The following is an 18519-nucleotide window of genomic DNA, read 5'->3' as shown; positions in this document are numbered from 1 at the left end:
ATGAAATTTATCATTGAACGTGAGCATCTGCTAAAACCGCTGCAACAGGTCAGTAGCCCGCTGGGTGGACGCCCTACGTTACCTATTTTGGGTAACTTGTTGCTGCAAGTCACCGAAGGCTCTTTGTTGCTGACCGGTACCGATCTTGAAATGGAGATGGTGGCGCGCGTGGCGCTGTCTCAGCCTCATGAGCAGGGTGCAACCACTGTGCCGGCACGGAAGTTTTTTGATATCTGGCGTGGTTTGCCGGAAGGCGCCCAGATTACTGTCGCACTCGATGGTGACCGCCTCTTGGTGCGTTCTGGTCGTAGCCGCTTCTCACTGTCGACCTTGCCAGCGGCAGACTTCCCGAATCTGGATGACTGGCAAAGTGAAGTTGAATTCACTTTACCGCAGGCAACGTTGAAGCGTTTGATTGAGTCCACTCAGTTCTCGATGGCTCATCAGGACGTGCGCTATTACTTGAACGGTATGTTGTTTGAGACTGAAGGCGAAGAGTTGCGCACTGTCGCAACCGATGGTCATCGGTTGGCGGTTTGTGCTATGCCTATTGGCCAGACATTACCGTCACATTCGGTTATTGTGCCGCGTAAAGGCGTGATGGAGTTGGTCAGGTTACTGGATGGTGGTGACACACCACTGCGCTTGCAAATTGGCAGTAACAATATTCGTGCGCATGTGGGTGATTTCATTTTTACCTCCAAGCTGGTTGATGGCCGCTTCCCTGATTATCGCCGCGTATTGCCGAAAAATCCGGACAAAACACTGAAAGCAAGTTGTGATTTGCTGAAACAAGCCTTTGCTCGTGCGGCGATTTTGTCCAACGAGAAGTTTCGTGGTGTGCGGCTTTATGTTAGTCAAAATCAGCTTAAAATCACCGCGAATAACCCTGAACAGGAAGAAGCGGAAGAGATCCTCGATGTTAGCTACGATGGGGCAGAAATGGAGATCGGTTTCAACGTCAGCTATGTGCTTGATGTGCTGAATGCACTCAAGTGCGAAGATGTCAGTCTGTTACTGACCGACTCGGTCTCCAGTGTGCAGATTGAAGACGGTGCCAGTCAGGCTGCGGCTTATGTTGTTATGCCAATGCGTCTGTGATCTATAGCGGGCTATTTTACTTGCTCCTTTTCGCTTGGGCAGTGCTGGTGCTCCTCACGTACTCGGTTTTATAAAGCCAAGTGTACGCTCCGGGTACTGTGCACTGGCTGCACGCAAATGGCCCACGCCGATAACGCCCTTGATGGTTATGGTTCGATAATGAAAGTAGCAGCATGGCTCTGACGCGTTTACTGATAAAAGATTTTCGCAATATCGAATCGGCAGACTTGGCACTGGCGTCGGGGTTTAATTTTTTAGTCGGCCCCAATGGCAGCGGTAAAACCAGCGTGTTGGAGGCGATTTATACCTTAGGTCATGGCCGCGCTTTTCGTAGTTTACAGGCGGGACGAGTGATTCGTCACGAATGTGCCGGGTTTATATTACATGGTCGGGTTGATGCTAATGAGCGTGAATCGTCCGTGGGGTTGAGCAAAAGCCGACAAGGTGATACCAAAGTGCGCATTGATGGCACTGATGGTCATAAAGTGGCTGAATTGGCGCAATTGCTGCCAATGCAACTGATTACCCCTGAGGGGTTTACATTATTGAATGGCGGGCCAAAATTTCGGCGTGCCTTTTTAGACTGGGGTTGCTTTCATAATGAACCCGGTTTTTTTATGGCCTGGAGCAATCTGAAAAGATTACTTAAGCAGCGCAACGCCGCGCTGCGCCAGGTGAGTCGCTATGCGCAAATCCGGGCCTGGGATCAGGAAATTATCCCGCTGGCTGAGCGTATTAGTGAGTGGCGGGCGGCATACAGTGACGCCATTGCGGCAGATATTTCAGCCACATGCGCGCTGTTCCTGCCAGAGTTCGCCCTGAGTTTCTCTTTCCAGCGTGGCTGGGATAAAGAGAGTGACTATGGTGAGTTGTTGGAACGCCAGTTTGAGCGTGACAGAGCGCTAACCTATACCGCCGTCGGGCCACATAAAGCGGATTTTCGCATTCGGGCCGATGGTACGCCGGTAGAAGATTTGCTATCGCGTGGTCAGCTAAAATTGCTGATGTGCGCACTGCGGTTAGCGCAGGGTGAGTTTCTCACCCGACAGAGCGGGCGGCGTTGCCTGTATCTGCTTGACGATTTTGCTTCCGAACTAGACACCGGCCGTCGTCGTTTATTGGCCGAGCGTTTAAAAGCTACTCAGGCACAGGTTTTTGTCAGCGCAGTGAGTGCTGAGCAAGTGGCCGACATGGTAGGTGAAAAGGGCAAGATGTTCCGCGTGGAACATGGCAAAATAGAGGTTCAACCACAGGATTAAAAATGAGCGAGAAACGTTGATGTCGAATACTTATGACTCCTCAAGTATCAAGGTATTAAAAGGGCTGGATGCGGTTCGTAAGCGTCCGGGCATGTATATCGGTGATACTGATGACGGTACCGGTCTGCACCACATGGTATTCGAGGTTGTGGACAACGCTATCGACGAAGCCCTCGCTGGCCACTGTAAAGAAATTATTGTCACTATCCATTCGGATAACTCGGTTTCCGTACAGGATGATGGCCGTGGTATCCCAACCGGTATGCATGACGAGGAAGGGGTGTCGGCAGCTGAGGTCATCATGACCGTGTTGCATGCTGGCGGTAAATTTGACGATAACTCGTATAAAGTTTCCGGCGGTTTGCACGGCGTGGGTGTATCCGTTGTTAACGCCTTGTCTGAAAAACTGGAACTGGTGATTCGCCGTGAAGGTAAAGTTCACGAGCAGACTTACAAAATGGGTGTGCCGCAGGCACCACTGAAAGTGGTGGGTGAAACCGATCAGACCGGGACAACCGTGCGTTTCTGGCCGAGTTTCCAGACTTTCACCAATAACACCGAATTCCAGTATGAAATCTTGGCTAAACGTCTGCGCGAGTTGTCATTCCTGAACTCCGGGGTTTCAATCAAACTGAAAGACAAACGTAACGATAGAGAAGACCATTTTCATTATGAAGGTGGGATTCGGGCGTTTGTTGAGTACCTGAGCAAAAATAAAAACCCAATCCACCCGAAAGTGTTCTATTTCTCCACCGTGAAAGACGATATCGGTGTGGAAGTGGCATTACAGTGGAACGACGGTTTCCAGGAAAATATTTACTGCTTCACCAACAATATTCCACAGCGCGATGGGGGGACTCACTTAGTGGGGTTCCGTACGGCGATGACCCGTACCCTGAACAGCTACATGGGTAAAGAAGGCTACAGTAAAAAAGCGAAAATCAGTGCCACCGGTGATGATGCCCGTGAAGGCTTGATTGCCGTGGTTTCCGTCAAAGTACCAGACCCTAAATTCTCCTCACAGACCAAAGATAAACTGGTCTCCTCTGAGGTGAAAACGGCGGTCGAAACGCTAATGAACGAGAAGCTGGTTGAGTATTTGCTGGAAAACCCAACCGACGCCAAAATTGTCGTGGGCAAGATTATTGATGCTGCCCGTGCTCGTGAAGCGGCACGTAAAGCCCGTGAAATGACGCGCCGTAAAGGGGCGCTGGACTTGGCTGGTTTGCCAGGCAAACTGGCTGACTGTCAGGAACGCGACCCTGCATTGTCCGAACTCTACTTAGTGGAAGGGGACTCCGCGGGCGGCTCAGCTAAACAGGGTCGTAACCGTAAAAATCAGGCCATTTTGCCGCTGAAAGGTAAAATCCTGAACGTTGAGAAAGCGCGCTTTGACAAAATGCTCTCTTCACAAGAAGTGGCAACGCTGATTACCGCGCTAGGTTGTGGCATTGGCCGGGATGAATATAATCCGGACAAATTGCGCTATCACAATATCATTATCATGACCGATGCCGATGTGGATGGTTCTCACATCCGTACGTTATTGTTGACCTTCTTCTATCGTCAGATGCCGGAAATTATTGAGCGTGGTCATGTGTTTATCGCTCAGCCGCCACTGTATAAAGTGAAAAAAGGTAAGCAAGAGCAATACATCAAAGATGATGATGCGATGGAGCAGTATCAGATGACTCTGGCACTGGATGGTGCGGCCTTGCATATCAATGCTGATGCGCCACCACTGGTAGGCGAACATCTGGAGAAACTGGTTGCCGAGCACTACAGCGTCCAGAAAACTATCGCCCGTATGGAGCGCCGTTATCCGCGTGCTTTGCTGAATAACCTGATTTATCAACCAACCTTGCAAGAAGAGGATTTGACCGATAAAGAGGTTGTTACGCAATGGATTGATTCGCTGGTGGTTATGCTGAACGAGAAAGAACAGCATGGCAGTAGCTACAGTTCAGTAGTGCGCGAAAACCGTGAACGCCAGCTATTTGAGCCGGTATTGCGGATTCGTACCCACGGTGTTGATACTGATTACGATCTGGACTTCGATTTCATCCACGGTGGTGAATACCGCAAGATTTGCCTGTTAGGCGACAAATTGCGTGGCTTAATTGATGACGGTGCCTTTGTTGAACGTGGTGAGCGCCGTGTGCCAGTTTCAAGTTTCGAAGAGGCTCTGGACTGGTTAGTGAAAGAGTCTCGTCGTGGTTTGGCAATCCAGCGTTATAAAGGTCTGGGTGAAATGAACCCAGAACAATTGTGGGAAACCACCATGGACCCAACCAGCCGCCGTATGCTGCGGGTGATGGTGAAAGATGCCATTGCCGCAGACCAACTGTTCACCACTCTGATGGGAGATGCGGTTGAACCTCGCCGTGCCTTTATCGAAGAGAATGCGTTGCGTGCAGCGAATATCGATATCTAATCAGAGAAGTTATTGACTCAGTAATTTATAGGTCAGATAGAAAAGTCCAGAACAGGAAACTGCTTCTGGGCTTTTTTTTGCCTTGAAGAACGTAATCTTGCGAGTTTTACCTTATTGGTGTTTGTGCCGTACCAAGACACGGACTTACTAGCATTTCAGCGCTGAATCGCGTTAGCATGGAGTATTCGCCAAATAAATGTGAGGGTCTATGGCTATTGAATTAATTGCTATCGATATGGACGGTACGTTGTTGAATACACAGCATGAAATCACTCTAAGGGTAAAGCAGGCTATTGATGCCGCTCGAGCAAAAGGGGTCTGTGTAGTACTGGCGACGGGGCGGCCTTATATCGGGATCCGACGTTATTTACGCGAACTGAATATGGAAAACAGTAGCGATTACTGCATCAGTAATAACGGCGCATTAGTACAAAAAGCGGCCACGGGAGAGTGTATTTTGCAGGAAACTCTCAATTTTGAGGATTATCTCTATTTCGAAGCTTTGTCACGAGAAATGGGGGTCAGTTTTCAGGCTTTTGATTTTGATACTTTATATACCCCCAACAAAGACATCAGCAAATATACCCTACATGAAGTGTTCATTACCGGTATTCCATTGAAATACCGGGCGGTAGAAGAAATGGACCCCACTTTGCGCTTCCCGAAAGTGATGATGATTGATGAGCCAGAAAAACTGGACCGTGCATTGGAGATGATGCCCGCTGAAGCTTTTGAGCGTTTCACTATTATGAAAAGTGCGCCTTTTTACCTGGAGATTTTGAGTAAACGAGTCGATAAGGGAACGGGGGTGAAGATGTTGGCTGACCATTTAGGCATTGCGCAGGAAAATGTGATGGCACTGGGCGATCAAGGTAATGATATTGCCATGGTGAATTACGCCGGTGTGGGTGTTGCAATGGGAAATGCTATTCCCGAACTGAAAGAGATAGCGCAGTTTGTGACGGGCAGCAATATTGAAGATGGTGTCGCGCTAGCCATTGAGAAATATGTACTTTGATTTTCTCTATAGTGGCCATCATTTTCTAGTTTAGAGATAGCGGGGCGGTTGTACCGATAGCCGTTCCGACCCATTCAGTACATTTCCCCGCTTATTATCAGTCAGGATAGACTCAATATAGGCCCTTCATCATGTGGTCGAGTACAGTTAATGGGTATTTTTCAAGTCGGCGACTTCACGGCGTAATTTAATGATCTCTACCGCAAGTTCCTGACACAGCATGGCATTCATTAGGTGGTCTTGCGCATGAACCATAATTAAATTGACGGGAATTTTACCGCAACCTTCATCAGCGCCAATCAGCTGAGTCTGAATATGGTGTGCTTCGCGTGCCGCGTTGGTTGCTGCAACCAGCAATTCATCGGCTTTTTCCCATTCCCCTTGGCGAGCTGCGCGCAGTGCTTCCATTGAATTTGAACGTGATTCCCCGGCATGAATAATCAGTTCCATTACTGTCATTTCCAAATCCATATCTACTCCTGTTGTGACTTAATATTATTTTAATAACTTAGAAAGCAGGAGCCATTTTCTGGCTCCCGCTATTATTACATTAATCGTACTTTAGGTTTATTTACCACCATACTTCTGCTTGAACACCAAAGGATAATTGGTCTTTCTTCTCATCATTGAATGTCCAGTTATCAATTTGACTATCCAGTACTTTTAAGTAAGTGCTGTAAAAACGAATTTCTGGGCGAGAATTCAACAAGCTGGTTCCTACTTTAAAGGTATGGAACAGCGTAGTTTTATAACCTGACTCATGATAGTCGTTATTTTGTGCTTTATTGACTTGATCAAAATAGGCTAATTCAACACCGGTTTGATTATATTCGCTCCAAATATAGGATGGACGTACGACTGCGCGAATACTGTGGAAGTCAGTCCCTGACAAGGTGTTGTAGTCATACAAATTATTACCTTGGCTATAAACCAAGGTATTTGCCATGATCACGTTTGGCAACAGATAAGCTTCTCCTTGTGAGATCAAACGGAATGCCGTACCACCATCTTGATCACCGTAGTAATATTTTCCACGACCAAAGTCTGGATTGGCGTCGGATACATTCATAAAGCCGGCGGCGATGGAGTTGTTGGCAATCTGGAAGGCAAATTCGTTAAATGCGCCCCGATCAAAGTTTTGGCGTAATACGGTGGTTGCTAACCAGGCATCTTTCACATCAAAGAAGTCATGGTCTCTTTCATTCTGTTTGTTATCACTGGTTTTATTCGCCAGATTATAACGACCACGGAAAGTCAGAGTGGCTTTATCCCACAGCGGAATATCATGATAATTAAAATCAAGCGAGTTGGTATTCACATCATCGGTAAGGTTGCAATTCGCCGAACCGTTGGTGTTACGCGCACAATTTCGAAGGTCCTGGCGGTTAAGCGCGATATCCAACTTTCCTGTGCCAACCGGTAGATTCTCTACGCCAACACCGCTGGCGCTGTTTTCTTTATGTGCTTTCCAATCAAGCATTTGCAACTCATATTGTTGCAATGCATGTCGGCCAACCCATAAGTTAGCTTCCGGCACTCCGGGAATAAATCCGGTGGTTGTCAGGTACATATCCGAGAATTTTAATAAGTCATCGCCGCCATCATTAAACCAACTGTCATTGTTGCGCTGGCCAACATTACCATCCATTGTGACAACGGCTTTCGCTGTTTTACCGTCTTTGTTGTAAACCCTTTGGCTGAGTGTTAAGTCAAACCAGCCGCTATGTTCGTTCCCAAAACGACCTAAAGAACCAATGGCCCAAGACTTTGGCCCCCCGCGTGGGGTGGTTGCCCAACCGGAGCGGAAATAACCTGTATAGTTGAAGCCAAAGTCATCTTTAATATATCGACTGATTTCATCTAATGTTAGGGCCGCATTCTGGACTTCAGGTTGTCCGTTAACGGCACCTGCGGTTGCTGGTATTTGTTGCTGAACCAGCACGCGATCATTCTTATTTACCGGTTTTGCCGATACTTCTGCTGTGTTATTAGTTTTATATTGTTGTAATTCTGAACGTGTTTTTTGTAATTCTTGTTCGTTTTCACTGAGTTTTTTTTCTAATAATGCAAGGCGTTGTTCAACAGATAATGGTGCAGCCATAGTAGAATAAGATAAACAGGCAGCAATAATACCAAGGACAATCTTATTTCTTGAATAATAGCGGGGCATGTCATTCTCCAGACACAGTGTTCTAAGGTTGTGTTATCACAACCTTAGAAATTTATTTAAATTTGGGTTTTATATATTATTTTTATTGAGTTATTTTTTATTTAATCGCCATCCTCTAATAGTTTTAGTGTTAATAAATATTATTGGGCTTGGTGGGTTTGATGAAAATGACGCACTGCACCTAATAATCCTGAATTATTCTTGTGTGTAGTAATATCAATAACCGTATCTTTGATATCAAACCAATTAAGTTGAGCTTTCAATTCATCCAGGAATGTTTCTCTTTCCGTAATACCTCCACCAATAAAAATATGTGTCGGATCGAAAAGATGAACAAGATTATATATTCCAGCACAAATATCATTATAAAAAGCATCTACCAGGCGTCGGGAAATGAGGCAGCCGTTGTCATAACCACGGAATATCTCCTCTCCCGTCACTGATTCAACCGGGCGATTTACCCTCTCGGCATAACGTCTGCGTAATACCAACAACGTGGATACTTCATTCATGGTATAGCTGCCGGGGCGCTCCGCTCCAGGTTGTGAACTGAACATATAGCCAAATTCACCTGCTCGGAAATGCCCACCACGCACCAGATTGCCATTAGCGAAGATACCGCCGCCAATACCTGTGCCAATCGTCAGGCAGAGAAAATCATCTAGCTGCTGCGCTTTACCTTGCCATTTCTCTGCCAGTAATGCGCAATTTGCATCATTTTCGATACTTACAGGTAAGCCACAGCGCTGTTCCAGCCAGATTTTTAGGTTAAAGTTATCAAATCGGCGAATAGCCCCACCCATAGAAATCAATCCGGTGAACGGGTTGACGTGCCCAGGGGCGCTGATGGCGATACCTTCGTAACCGTGTTGAAGGTCAAGCCAGCGCAGCATTTCCTGTAGTATCTGGTCGCCATTGCTCTCCTGTATTGCGGCTTTACCTTGCACCAGGATATTGCCATCAGATGAGACAATACCCATTTTTAGCGACGTACCGCCAATATCGAATGCAGCTATTTTCATTGCTCTCTCTCCTGATATTTTACGCGACTATGCATTCTCTGCGTTTTTCATCTGGACTTTGTTGGATACCATCACAAATGGCAAATAAATCAGTGTAGAAACAGCCAGACATAAAATACCGACACCGAGCGCCAGCCAATTTCCTCCTGTGCCCAAGAAGGGTATTAGTGGCCCTGGTGTTGTCCAAGGGAGAGCATAAGCTACCGGTGGAATAATATTCATTGATACAAAGAAATAGCCAATTAATGAATTAACTGCAGGTACCATAATAAATGGAATAATCAATACTGGGTTTAGGACAATAGGTAACCCGAAAATAATAGGCTCGTTAATGTTAAATAAACCGGGGACAATCGATAACTTAGCAATATCCCGATACTCTGGACGGCGAGAGGCAATGAAAATGGCAAGGATTAAGCCAAGTGTCATGCCTGAGCCACCGTAGTTGGCAAAGGTGTCGTAAATACTTCCCCAAGTTGTTGGGTAAGGTGCGCCCCATGTGGTGCCATGGGTTGCTGCGTAAGATAGGTTTTCCAAATTGGCTTCTGAGAAAATAGCTTCGCGGATAGCAGCCACAGTATTAGGGCCATGAATGCCGAGTATCCATAGGAAGTTACTGACGACACCAATAATCACCACAGCAAAGATATTAGTCCCCATATGCTTGAGGGGGGCCTGAATGAGAGAGTAAATCAGGTCATTTAGCCCAAGCGGAGATATCATGGAAATCAGGTAACTCAGTACCGAGAAGAAAATCATCACGGCAAAAACAGGAATTAATACTTTAAATGATCGAGCAACCGCCGGTGGTACCTGTGCTGGCATGGTAATCGTTGCTCGGGGTGAGCGTGCCAATCGACAGAAAATTTCCCCGGTTATCAGCGCGACAATAATGGCGACGAAGAGCCCTTGGGCACCCATAAACTTCATAGTGATATACGCCTGACCGCCAATCATTTCATAAGGGGTATAGACAATAAAGAAAGCCCCAATAGCGGTTAGGCCACATAACAGATCATCTTGTTTAAAACTAATGGCAAGGTTTCTCGCCACCAAAAAGACAATCAGTATTGCCATTATATTCACCGACCCCTGCATCACCGGTGAAAATACGGCTTGGGCGCTGGCGATATTAGGGAAAATTTTCCCCAGGAAAAGCATTTTGGCGATGAAGCCATCGGGTGAAAGAATGGCAAAGTTAATTAATATAATAAACGAACTCGCCATGACGAGTGGGAAAGATAAAATAAAAGCATCGCGAATAGCAGCAATATGCCTTTGCGAATTTAATTTTATTGCGATAGGAACGAGAATTTTCTCCATTCCTCTCTCGAAGGATGCCATAAAACTCATTATTATGCCTTATTAAAAATACACCCTGGTATTTTGAAGTGATAATAACTCCAATAATTTAGGGCATAGGTTAGAGGCGCAGGTAAAATTACCTGCGCACAATTATTTAATAGATGTTTTAATTAATTGATTACTGAATAGCAGCCAATGCTGTTTCTAATACAGCTTTACCATTCATTGAACCATAGTCTTTCATATCGATAACTAAGACAGGAATTCGGCCATTAACAACCTCTTCCACCTCTGCCTTTTGATAGCGTACCTGTGGCCCAAGCATAACGATATCAATACTACCCACTTTATCTTTAGCATCGGAAATTGATAGTGCTTCAATATCAACTTCTAAACCTATAGATTTGGCATGATCTTGCATTCTTTTAACGAGCATGCTGGTTGACATTCCAGCAGCACATACAAGTAATATTTTTTTCATAATTATTCTCTAAAATAATGATGAGCTGAGAAACCGCGATTAATAATATAGCGGATTAACCTTGGGATAAAATATCACCGTTACTGGCAATAACATCTTTATACCAATAAAAACTTTTCTTTTTATAACGCGTTAGTGATTTTTCATTTTGTTCATCACGATCAACGTAAACAAATCCATAGCGTTTTTGATAACCGTTTAACCAACTCAGAAGATCAGTAAAGCTCCAGGTACAATATCCAATGACATCAACACCGTCAGTGATGGCTTGTTGCACCGCTAATGCATGGTCGCGCAAATAGGCAATACGGTGATCATCATTAATTTCACCCGCTTCGGTTAATGTGTCATATTCGCCCAAACCATTTTCAGTAATCATCACTGGCAGCTGATAACGGCTGGCAATACGGCGCAGACCAATGCGTAAACCAATTGGGTCGATATCCCAGTCCCAGTTAGTTTTTTCCAAGAATTCATTGCATACGTGCTTATAAACACCCGGCTCACCAGAATATTTTGCACTGTCTTTTTTCCCGTTGGTATTCATTGCTTGTATACCAACACCGTCTATCGGATTAAAAGCATTTGTCATGGTGCGATAATAATTCACCCCCATAAAATCCGGTTTACCTTGTTTAAGCAGCTCAGTATCTTCTGGTTGCGTCTCTGGGGCTAAACCTTGCGCTTCTAACCAATTCCACACTAATGGAGGATATTCACCACGGGCATAGACATCCATCCAGAAATGCGCACCGAATTCTTCCGCATTTTCAGCCGCGAGCACATTTTTAGGATCGGCATTCACGGAGTAATTAGGCCCGTAAGCAAAGCTTGGCCCGATTTTCCCCACCATACCAAGCGCTCTAAAGGCGGCAATTGCCGCAGCATTGGCTAAATTGGCGTGGTGGTTAGCTTGATACATCCGTTTTTCATCAGATACACCCGGTGGATGCAGTGCTGTTTTATAGCCATGCCCAATAAAGACATTTTGTTCATTCAGTGTGACCCAGTACTTCACGCGGTTACCGTAATGCTTAAAGACGGTCACGGCATAATGAGCAAAGTCTTCAACGACTTTTCTCGATTCCCAGCCACCATAGGCATCTTGCAGTGCCTGAGGGATATCCCAATGATAAAGTGTGACTACCGGCTCGATATTGTGCTTGATGAGCTCATTAATTAAATCGTCATAAAATTGCAGGCCGGCTTGGTTGATAGCTCCACTACCTTCAGGAAAAATACGGCTCCAGGCAATCGAAAAACGATAAGCTGAAAGGCCTTGCTCTGCCATCAGGGCAACATCTTCTTTGTAACGATGATAATGGTCTACGGCAACATCACCGGTGGTATTCTCAAAAGTTTTACCTGGAATACGAACAAACTTATCCCAAACTGAAGCACCTTTACCGTCCAGATCCCAAGCCCCCTCGACCTGATAGGCTGCGGATGCTGAACCCCACAGGAAATTATTGGGAAAAGACTTTAATTTTTTATGCTCCATTATTTCATACCTTTTGCTGAGTCATTTGGGTACCACAAGAGTGGAGGCTAAATTACGTTGATGCTATTCTCAAAACCGTTAACTTGATCACTTTATTTTATATTACAATGTGTTCAGTTATTCCCTCAAAAAAGAACTACCTTGTCAGTCACATGTTAGATTAAATAACCAACTCACTGTTATTTAATGAAAAAAACAAAAACAAACAATAATAAAAGAGGTGCATAAGTGGTTTATGCTGAAGTTGTTAAATGTCTTAGAGATCGCATTAATTCACTCGAATATAAGGTCGGTGATATTTTTCCATCTGAGCAGAAATTAGCACTTACGCTGAATATTTCGCGTAATACTTTGCGTAAAGCAATGACCGTTCTTGTTGATGAAGGACTGCTTGAGAAGCGGCATGGTTCGGGTACTTATATAAGAAATAAAAACATTCAACCTAATATTAGTGCATTAAAAAGTTTCTCAGAGAATGCGCAGCAGGCGGGGAAAAATTGCACCAGTAAAGTGCTTAAATTTATGGTAATAAAATCAAATGCAGATATTTCTGCTCAATTAAGAATAAATCTAGGTGATCAGGTTTATTATATTAGGCGATTACGGTTTATTGAGGATAAACCGGTGCAATTAGAAGATACCTGGATGTCCGTGGCATTATTCCCTGATTTATCTTTGCGGGATATGGTTAATTCAAAGTTTGCTTATATAGAAATGAATTGTGGAATGACAATTGCTGGATGCTATGAAACCTTTATGCCGGTTATTCCTGATAAAGAAGTGGCAAATTTACTTAACATTAGTCTTCGTGAACCTGCGTTGCAGCTAACTACACAAGCCATTGATATAAATGGAGTTCATCTTGATTATTCATTATTAACATCTAATGTTCATGAATTTAGAGTGAAGTATTTCTGGCCTCGGCAGCGCCCTGATAATAGATAGTTTTAGGGCTGATTTTGCAGAGTTAGATACTCTCTATAATTAAAAGGTAAATATGGGCCGATAAATTCTCTTTCGGCCCTAAATAATAACTGTCGGTCTATTCTAGAATTCCTTTTACTATTTGCACATCTTGAATGCCTAGCCCGGTTAAATCTGCCAAGGTGATTTGCTGCTCATTATCGCGGAAAGAGGTATTCTGCGCTAAAGCTATACCGATTTCAGTCAAGGTGTGATTGGTCAAAAGTTGTTGTTGAAATGCTGATGAGATTTCACCAAATTCAGTGCATTGATCCCGTGAATCCACCAATATTTTATCGGCTTTTGCGACCAACTCAGGGGTCAGTTCGTGCTTACCCGCGCCATCAGCACCGACTGCCGTAATGTGAGTTCCCGGTTGAATATCCGCCGCCTGTAAAATAGCCTCTCGACTGGGTGTGGTGGTCACAATAAACTGGCAATGACGGCCTAGCACCGCGGCATCCAAGGTGACATTGACCTCAAAACCCTCCGCCTGAGCATATTGGCGATATTCCTCTAATGCTGTTTCACTGCGGCCCCAAACCCATAGCTGACGGCATGGAATGACACTTTTCAGGTACATCAGGTGCAGCCGTGCTTGCATGCCGGTGCCGATGATACCCACTGCACTGATATGTTTTGGGGTGCATAGCTCAGCAACAATTCGCCCAGCCAATGCTGTGCGCAGCGCGGTCAACCAACCCTCATCCAGTAATAGAGCTTGCGGCTCGCCGGTTTGGGCAGAAAACGCCATCATCAGCCCTTGATTACTGGCTAAACCTTGAGCGGGATTATCATAAAAGCCCCCCGAAACTTTCACGACAAATTGGCTATCGCCCTGCAAATAGCCACTTTTAATACAGCAATCGCCATTGGCCTGTTCAAACAGCAAATGCTGTACCGGAGGCATTTGCACCTGTTTCTGGCTAAAAGCAATAAAACCTTGTTTAAGCAGTAACGTGATGGCATCAGCATCGAACTTGTCGAGAATCTGCTGTTTATTCAGAATAATCATTCGCTGACCGCTCCCAAGTATTTTTCCAGCACGATATTCTTCCCACACAAGACCACCGCAATTTTTTTGCCTTGCCAAAGCGGCGCTAATTTCAGTGCGGCCGCGAGTGCGACACCGGCAGCGCCTTCAATCATCCAGCGGTCAGTGCGGGCAATCAAACGCATCGCATCTTTGATTTCTTGCTCACTCACCAGCACTTTTTGGTCAATTAATTGCTGGCAAAGGGCGAAGGTTATCGCCCCCGGTTCAACCCCGCCAGCAGTGCCATCAGACAGTGTTTCTTGCTCCGCCACTTCCTGAATTTGACCATTTTCCAGACTGGTATACATACTGGTGGCATTGGCGGGCCAACAGCCAATAATGTGAGTTTTATCAGAGAGTTTCTTTAGCACAGTTGCAATGCCGGAAATCAGCCCACCGCCACCGACGGCCACAAAGACAGCATCAAGATTCGGCTGCTGTTCAACCATTTCCATGCCGCAAGTCCCTTGTCCGGCGATAACTTGCTTATCGTTATAAGGCGAGATATAGATTTTGCCCTGCTGCGCCGCCGCGCTATCCGCCGCTTGTTCAGCCTTTAATGCATCTCCTGGAATCAGTTCAATCTCTCCGCCCAGTGCGCGAATAGCCTCTAATTTGATTGCCGCCGCCTGCTCCGGTGCATAAATAGTGGCCTTAACCCCCGCCAGTTTTGCTGCCAATGCCATGGCTTGCCCGTGATTACCGGTCGAAGCGGTGATCACCCCCTGCTGGCGCTGTTCGTCAGTTAATAAACGCAGTTTGTTACTGGCTCCGCGAAATTTAAAGGAACCAGTATGTTGTAGATGCTCACATTTGAGATAGATTTCGCAACCACTGTGCTGGGACAGCAATGGGCTATATTCCAGCGGCGTCACTCTCACTTGTGGGCGTAATACCTGATGGGCTTCTTTAATAGCATCAAATAATGTGTTCATATTAATTCCTTTAAATTTTTGTATTTTTTATATTTTTCAGTTGGTTATAAACAGTAGCGCGAGCGATGTTAAGGATCTTTGCGACATAGCCAGCGGCATTTTTGCCGTTAAATGCCCCCTGCTGATAAAGCGCCTCAATCAATTTTCGGCGGTTAACATTGTTTAATGTCGCCAGTGTGAGTTTTTGTTGTTGCAGCCAGTGGTGGGTGTAGGTATTGATGCGCTCCTGCCAGTCATCTTGGAACAGCACATCAGGTTGTGGTTGCAATTGATGGCCTGACAGGAATATATCCAGCGCTGCTTTGGCGCTTTCAAAGACAGTAATATCCAGATTGATGCACAGTAGCCCGACAGGTTGCCCATTGTCATCCCGCAGCACAGTGCTGATAGAGCGCAGTTGGCGACCATCCCAGTTGCGCTTTTGGTAAGGGCCAATCACCTGCGAGTGTTGATCAAATTGCAGGTCGCTGAGGTTGGAGTCTTCCCCCAATTCCCGCTGTGAATAGTTGTTCGCGATATAAACCAGCGTTTGACTGGCTAAGTCGTGGAGGGCAACTTCCGCATAAGGAGAAAAAAGTGTGGCTATCGCATCGGCAATGGGCTGGTATCGGCTAAGCATAGGGAACTTTTGTTTAGAATAAAAAATCTATATTAGACTTTTTATTCTAAAACGCGACAGTTTATTGTTGACTGGCTTTTACAGTAATAAGAAATGAGGGTGATATAATTCAGTGTAATGAATCATTATCAGCGTAATCGCGTCCGGAGCCCGCATGGCCTTACAGGAACAGCAACTCACCTTTGATCCCAGAGGTCATCAGCTTACCAATATCAATGTTTGGACGCCGGATAGCCAATGGCTGGCCTATGATGTGCGGCCTAATGGCAGTACGTTTAGTGGTTTAACCATTGAGCGGGTAAATTGTATAACCGGCGATATTGAGGTCATTTATCGTGCTCAGCAGGGCGCGCATGTTGGTGTGGTGACGGTGAGCCCTGATAAACCCGCTCGCTATGTATTTATCCACGGCCCGGAGCACCCAGATAGTCACTGGCATTATGATTTCCATCACCGTCGCGGGGTGATTGTCACTGAGCCAGACAGAGAATTGGCGGTAACGCTGGATGCGATGGACATCACTGCACCCTTTACTCCCGGCGCATTGCGCGGAGGCAGCCATGTGCATGTTTTCAGCCCTGACGGCAGCCGACTGAGTTTTACTTATAATGACCATGTGTTGCATGAGCTAGACCCCGTATTGGATTGCCGCAATGTCGGAGTTGCCCTACCTTTGCAGGGGGTTAATCCGCCCAAGCAACATCCGCGTGAATATGATGGTAGCCATTTCTGTGTGTTAGTGACTCGAACGACCCCTAAGCCCCTGGCGGGAAGTGACCAAATAAACCGGGCTTATGAAGAGAGTTGGGTGGGCACTCAGGGCTATCTGAAAGCTGACGGCACTCGCCAGCGTTGGGCATTGGCATTTATTGGTGACACACTTTCGGCGCAGGGTGAAAAAATCCCGGAAGTCTTTATGGCTGATTTACCGGAGCATGACCGAGATTACGCCCGTGCCGGAACTGCGCCACTTGAGGGAACGCCAACTACCTTGCCCGCGCCACCAGCAGGTGTCAGCCAGCGGCGGATAACCTTCACGGCCGACAAGCGTTTTCCTGGGTTGGCGACCAGTCCACGGCATTGGCTGCGCACTTCACCTGACGGCAGTGCCATTGCTTGTTTAATGAAAGATGACCAGGGTGTGGTGCAGTTGTGGTTGGTTTCACCGAATGGTGGCGAACCACGGCAACTGACCTTCACGGAGCAGGGGATTCAGTCGGCGTTTAGTTGGCATCCACAAGGGCACAGCCTGGCATTTGTGTGTGATAACAGTGTGATGCAGTGTGATAGTACCACCGGCCGGTTACAGCGATTGACGACTCGGAGTGCTATTGCACCACTGGCGGACGCCGTGGTGTTTTCGCCCGATGGTGCCAAAGTGGCTTTTATGCGGGAAATAGATGGATTGGCGCAACTATTTACAGTGGATGTTGGCTAGATCATGGTAGTGGGGTGGCAGCAGGAGGAACGGTTGGCGGATTCTGTGCTTCTGACTGACGAATGCGCTCACGCGGGGAATTAGCCATTTTGTCTTCGCTATCAGAACGCAAATAATCATATGGTAAGAGCAGGGTGTCCATCACCGCAGAGAAAGGCAGATCCACCGCCAACAAGGGGCGCAGCGCCCAACCGGTATTATCATCTTTGAGCATCGCCACATTGGCAGACGTGCCGGAGTAATAGCCCTGGCTGCTGCTGGTGTGCGTCATAATACTGGAACAACCACTGGACAACAGCAGCGAACAGCCGGTAACAAAAGGGATAACTGTATTTTTCATTATTTTATTCAGCTCTCATTCTACCGGGAGTAACAAGTTACCGCGATAAACCAACAAACAGTGTCAGGTATTGACATGATTTTTACACTACCTTACAGACAGTTCCTATGGTCAAAGATTCAATCTTGTGGCTTAAGTCGACCTAAGTGTAAGTTATAACAGCGCATTTATCGAATAATTAGACTAATAAACATCTTATTGGGATTTTTCCCGCAAAAATTTTTTTTGTTTTGCTCTTGAAAAGAAAAATACCGGGCCCACTTTATTATCAGGTCAGAGAGAATACGCCGATAGGGTATTCGGGCCATAAGCCTGTCCACAGTGGAAGGCTTAATACAAAATATGATGACACCCTTGCTAATATATTTAGGAGGCAGTTTTTATGCGTAATTCCGAGCTTGCACCACTGTATCGTTCAGCTATCGGTTTCGACCGGTTGTTCAATCTTTTAGAATCTGGCCAGAACCAAAATAATGGCGGTTATCCTCCTTATAACGTCGAGTTAGTCGACGAAAATAACTACCGCATCGCGATCGCGGTAGCTGGCTTTGCTGAGCAAGAATTGGAGATTGTCACACAGGATAACCTGTTGATTGTCCGTGGTTCTCATGCTAGTGAACCGGCGCAGCGCACCTATTTGTATCAAGGTATCGCTGAACGTAACTTCGAGCGTAAATTCCAGTTGGCGGAGCACATTAAAATTAAAGGTGCCAATTTAGTGAATGGTTTGTTGTATATCGACCTTGAGCGTCTGGTGCCGGAAAGTTTAAAACCACGCCGTATTGAAATTAAGTAATTTGCTTAACGGTGTAAGTTAGTTTCATTATTTAACGGAGTTTTGCCCGCCGTAATCGGGGGCTGACCGGTCACGGATTGATAGCGAGGATCATATAACGC

Annotated in this window: 17 protein-coding genes; 7 read left to right on the top strand and 10 right to left on the bottom strand. The window is 46.0% G+C overall.

The window, feature by feature from the left end; translation table 11 throughout:
- From dnaN to yidA, 4 genes are all read left to right on the top strand, one after another.
- Entirely contained in the window at nt 1–1101 is a 1101-nt protein-coding gene (gene dnaN / locus DX162_RS06690) for a DNA polymerase III subunit beta (RefSeq protein WP_004393545.1), read from the top strand.
- A gap of 173 nt (nt 1102–1274) precedes the next feature.
- Nucleotides 1275–2360: a DNA replication/repair protein RecF gene (gene recF / locus DX162_RS06680; RefSeq protein WP_038637665.1), complete on the top strand. Its 1086-nt coding sequence runs from the start codon at nt 1275–1277 to the stop codon at nt 2358–2360.
- A gap of 19 nt (nt 2361–2379) precedes the next feature.
- Nucleotides 2380–4794 carry a DNA topoisomerase (ATP-hydrolyzing) subunit B gene (gene gyrB / locus DX162_RS06675; RefSeq protein WP_004392955.1) on the top strand — a complete coding sequence of 805 codons (2415 nt, stop codon included), beginning with the start codon at nt 2380–2382 and terminating at the stop codon, nt 4792–4794.
- Nucleotides 4795–5002: 208 nt separating this feature from the next.
- Nucleotides 5003–5812, top strand: a complete 810-nt coding sequence (gene yidA / locus DX162_RS06670; RefSeq protein ID WP_004392956.1) for a sugar-phosphatase — start codon at nt 5003–5005, stop codon at nt 5810–5812.
- Nucleotides 5813–5959: 147 nt separating this feature from the next.
- On the opposite strand, the gene DX162_RS06665 is transcribed toward yidA, so the two are convergent.
- From DX162_RS06665 to DX162_RS06640, 6 genes are all read right to left on the bottom strand, one after another.
- Entirely contained in the window at nt 5960–6283 is a 324-nt protein-coding gene (locus DX162_RS06665) for a PTS lactose/cellobiose transporter subunit IIA (protein WP_004392957.1), read from the bottom strand.
- A 100-nt stretch (nt 6284–6383) separates the two neighbouring features.
- Complete coding sequence (locus tag DX162_RS06660; RefSeq protein WP_004392958.1) at nt 6384–7982, bottom strand: carbohydrate porin; 1599 nt, start codon at nt 7980–7982, stop codon at nt 6384–6386.
- Between the two features lie 140 nt (nt 7983–8122).
- Nucleotides 8123–9004, bottom strand: a complete 882-nt coding sequence (locus tag DX162_RS06655) for an ROK family protein (RefSeq protein ID WP_004392960.1) — start codon at nt 9002–9004, stop codon at nt 8123–8125.
- A 27-nt stretch (nt 9005–9031) separates the two neighbouring features.
- A complete protein-coding gene (locus tag DX162_RS06650; RefSeq protein ID WP_032821088.1) occupies nt 9032–10357 on the bottom strand; it encodes a PTS sugar transporter subunit IIC in 1326 nt (441 codons plus the stop codon).
- A 130-nt stretch (nt 10358–10487) separates the two neighbouring features.
- Nucleotides 10488–10790 carry a PTS sugar transporter subunit IIB gene (locus DX162_RS06645; protein ID WP_032821089.1) on the bottom strand — a complete coding sequence of 101 codons (303 nt, stop codon included), beginning with the start codon at nt 10788–10790 and terminating at the stop codon, nt 10488–10490.
- Between the two features lie 55 nt (nt 10791–10845).
- Nucleotides 10846–12291: a glycoside hydrolase family 1 protein gene (locus tag DX162_RS06640; RefSeq protein WP_004392967.1), complete on the bottom strand. Its 1446-nt coding sequence runs from the start codon at nt 12289–12291 to the stop codon at nt 10846–10848.
- Between the two features lie 228 nt (nt 12292–12519).
- Between DX162_RS06640 and DX162_RS06635 the strand changes: the two genes are divergently transcribed.
- Nucleotides 12520–13236: a GntR family transcriptional regulator gene (locus DX162_RS06635; RefSeq protein ID WP_004392968.1), complete on the top strand. Its 717-nt coding sequence runs from the start codon at nt 12520–12522 to the stop codon at nt 13234–13236.
- Nucleotides 13237–13333: 97 nt separating this feature from the next.
- Here the strand turns inward: DX162_RS06635 and DX162_RS06630 are convergent, their stop codons facing one another.
- The 3 genes from DX162_RS06630 to DX162_RS06620 are packed head-to-tail and all read right to left on the bottom strand — an operon-like array spanning nt 13334 to nt 15844.
- Nucleotides 13334–14269, bottom strand: a complete 936-nt coding sequence (locus tag DX162_RS06630) for an ornithine cyclodeaminase family protein (protein WP_032821090.1) — start codon at nt 14267–14269, stop codon at nt 13334–13336.
- Nucleotides 14266–15225 carry a threonine/serine dehydratase gene (locus DX162_RS06625; protein ID WP_004392976.1) on the bottom strand — a complete coding sequence of 320 codons (960 nt, stop codon included), beginning with the start codon at nt 15223–15225 and terminating at the stop codon, nt 14266–14268. Before DX162_RS06625 ends, DX162_RS06630 begins: the two co-directional genes overlap by 4 nt.
- Nucleotides 15226–15235: 10 nt before the next feature.
- Nucleotides 15236–15844 (bottom strand): helix-turn-helix transcriptional regulator, encoded by a 609-nt coding sequence (locus tag DX162_RS06620; RefSeq protein ID WP_004392978.1) that lies wholly within the window; start codon nt 15842–15844, stop codon nt 15236–15238.
- Between the two features lie 154 nt (nt 15845–15998).
- Here DX162_RS06620 and DX162_RS06615 point away from each other — a divergent pair, with 154 nt between their 5' ends.
- Nucleotides 15999–17282: a YidR family protein gene (locus DX162_RS06615; protein WP_004392980.1), complete on the top strand. Its 1284-nt coding sequence runs from the start codon at nt 15999–16001 to the stop codon at nt 17280–17282.
- A gap of 1 nt (nt 17283) precedes the next feature.
- On the opposite strand, the gene DX162_RS06610 is transcribed toward DX162_RS06615, so the two are convergent.
- Nucleotides 17284–17622, bottom strand: coding sequence for a YceK/YidQ family lipoprotein (locus DX162_RS06610; RefSeq protein WP_004392981.1), 339 nt, complete (start codon nt 17620–17622; stop codon nt 17284–17286).
- A 382-nt stretch (nt 17623–18004) separates the two neighbouring features.
- Between DX162_RS06610 and ibpA the strand changes: the two genes are divergently transcribed.
- Entirely contained in the window at nt 18005–18418 is a 414-nt protein-coding gene (gene ibpA / locus DX162_RS06605; protein ID WP_004392982.1) for a small heat shock chaperone IbpA, read from the top strand.
- The last annotated feature ends 101 nt before the right edge of the window (nt 18419–18519 follow it).

It is taken from the genome of Yersinia kristensenii (assembly GCF_900460525.1).
Classification (GTDB): domain Bacteria; phylum Pseudomonadota; class Gammaproteobacteria; order Enterobacterales; family Enterobacteriaceae; genus Yersinia; species Yersinia kristensenii.
This window is presented reverse-complemented; position numbering and strand designations above follow the sequence as displayed.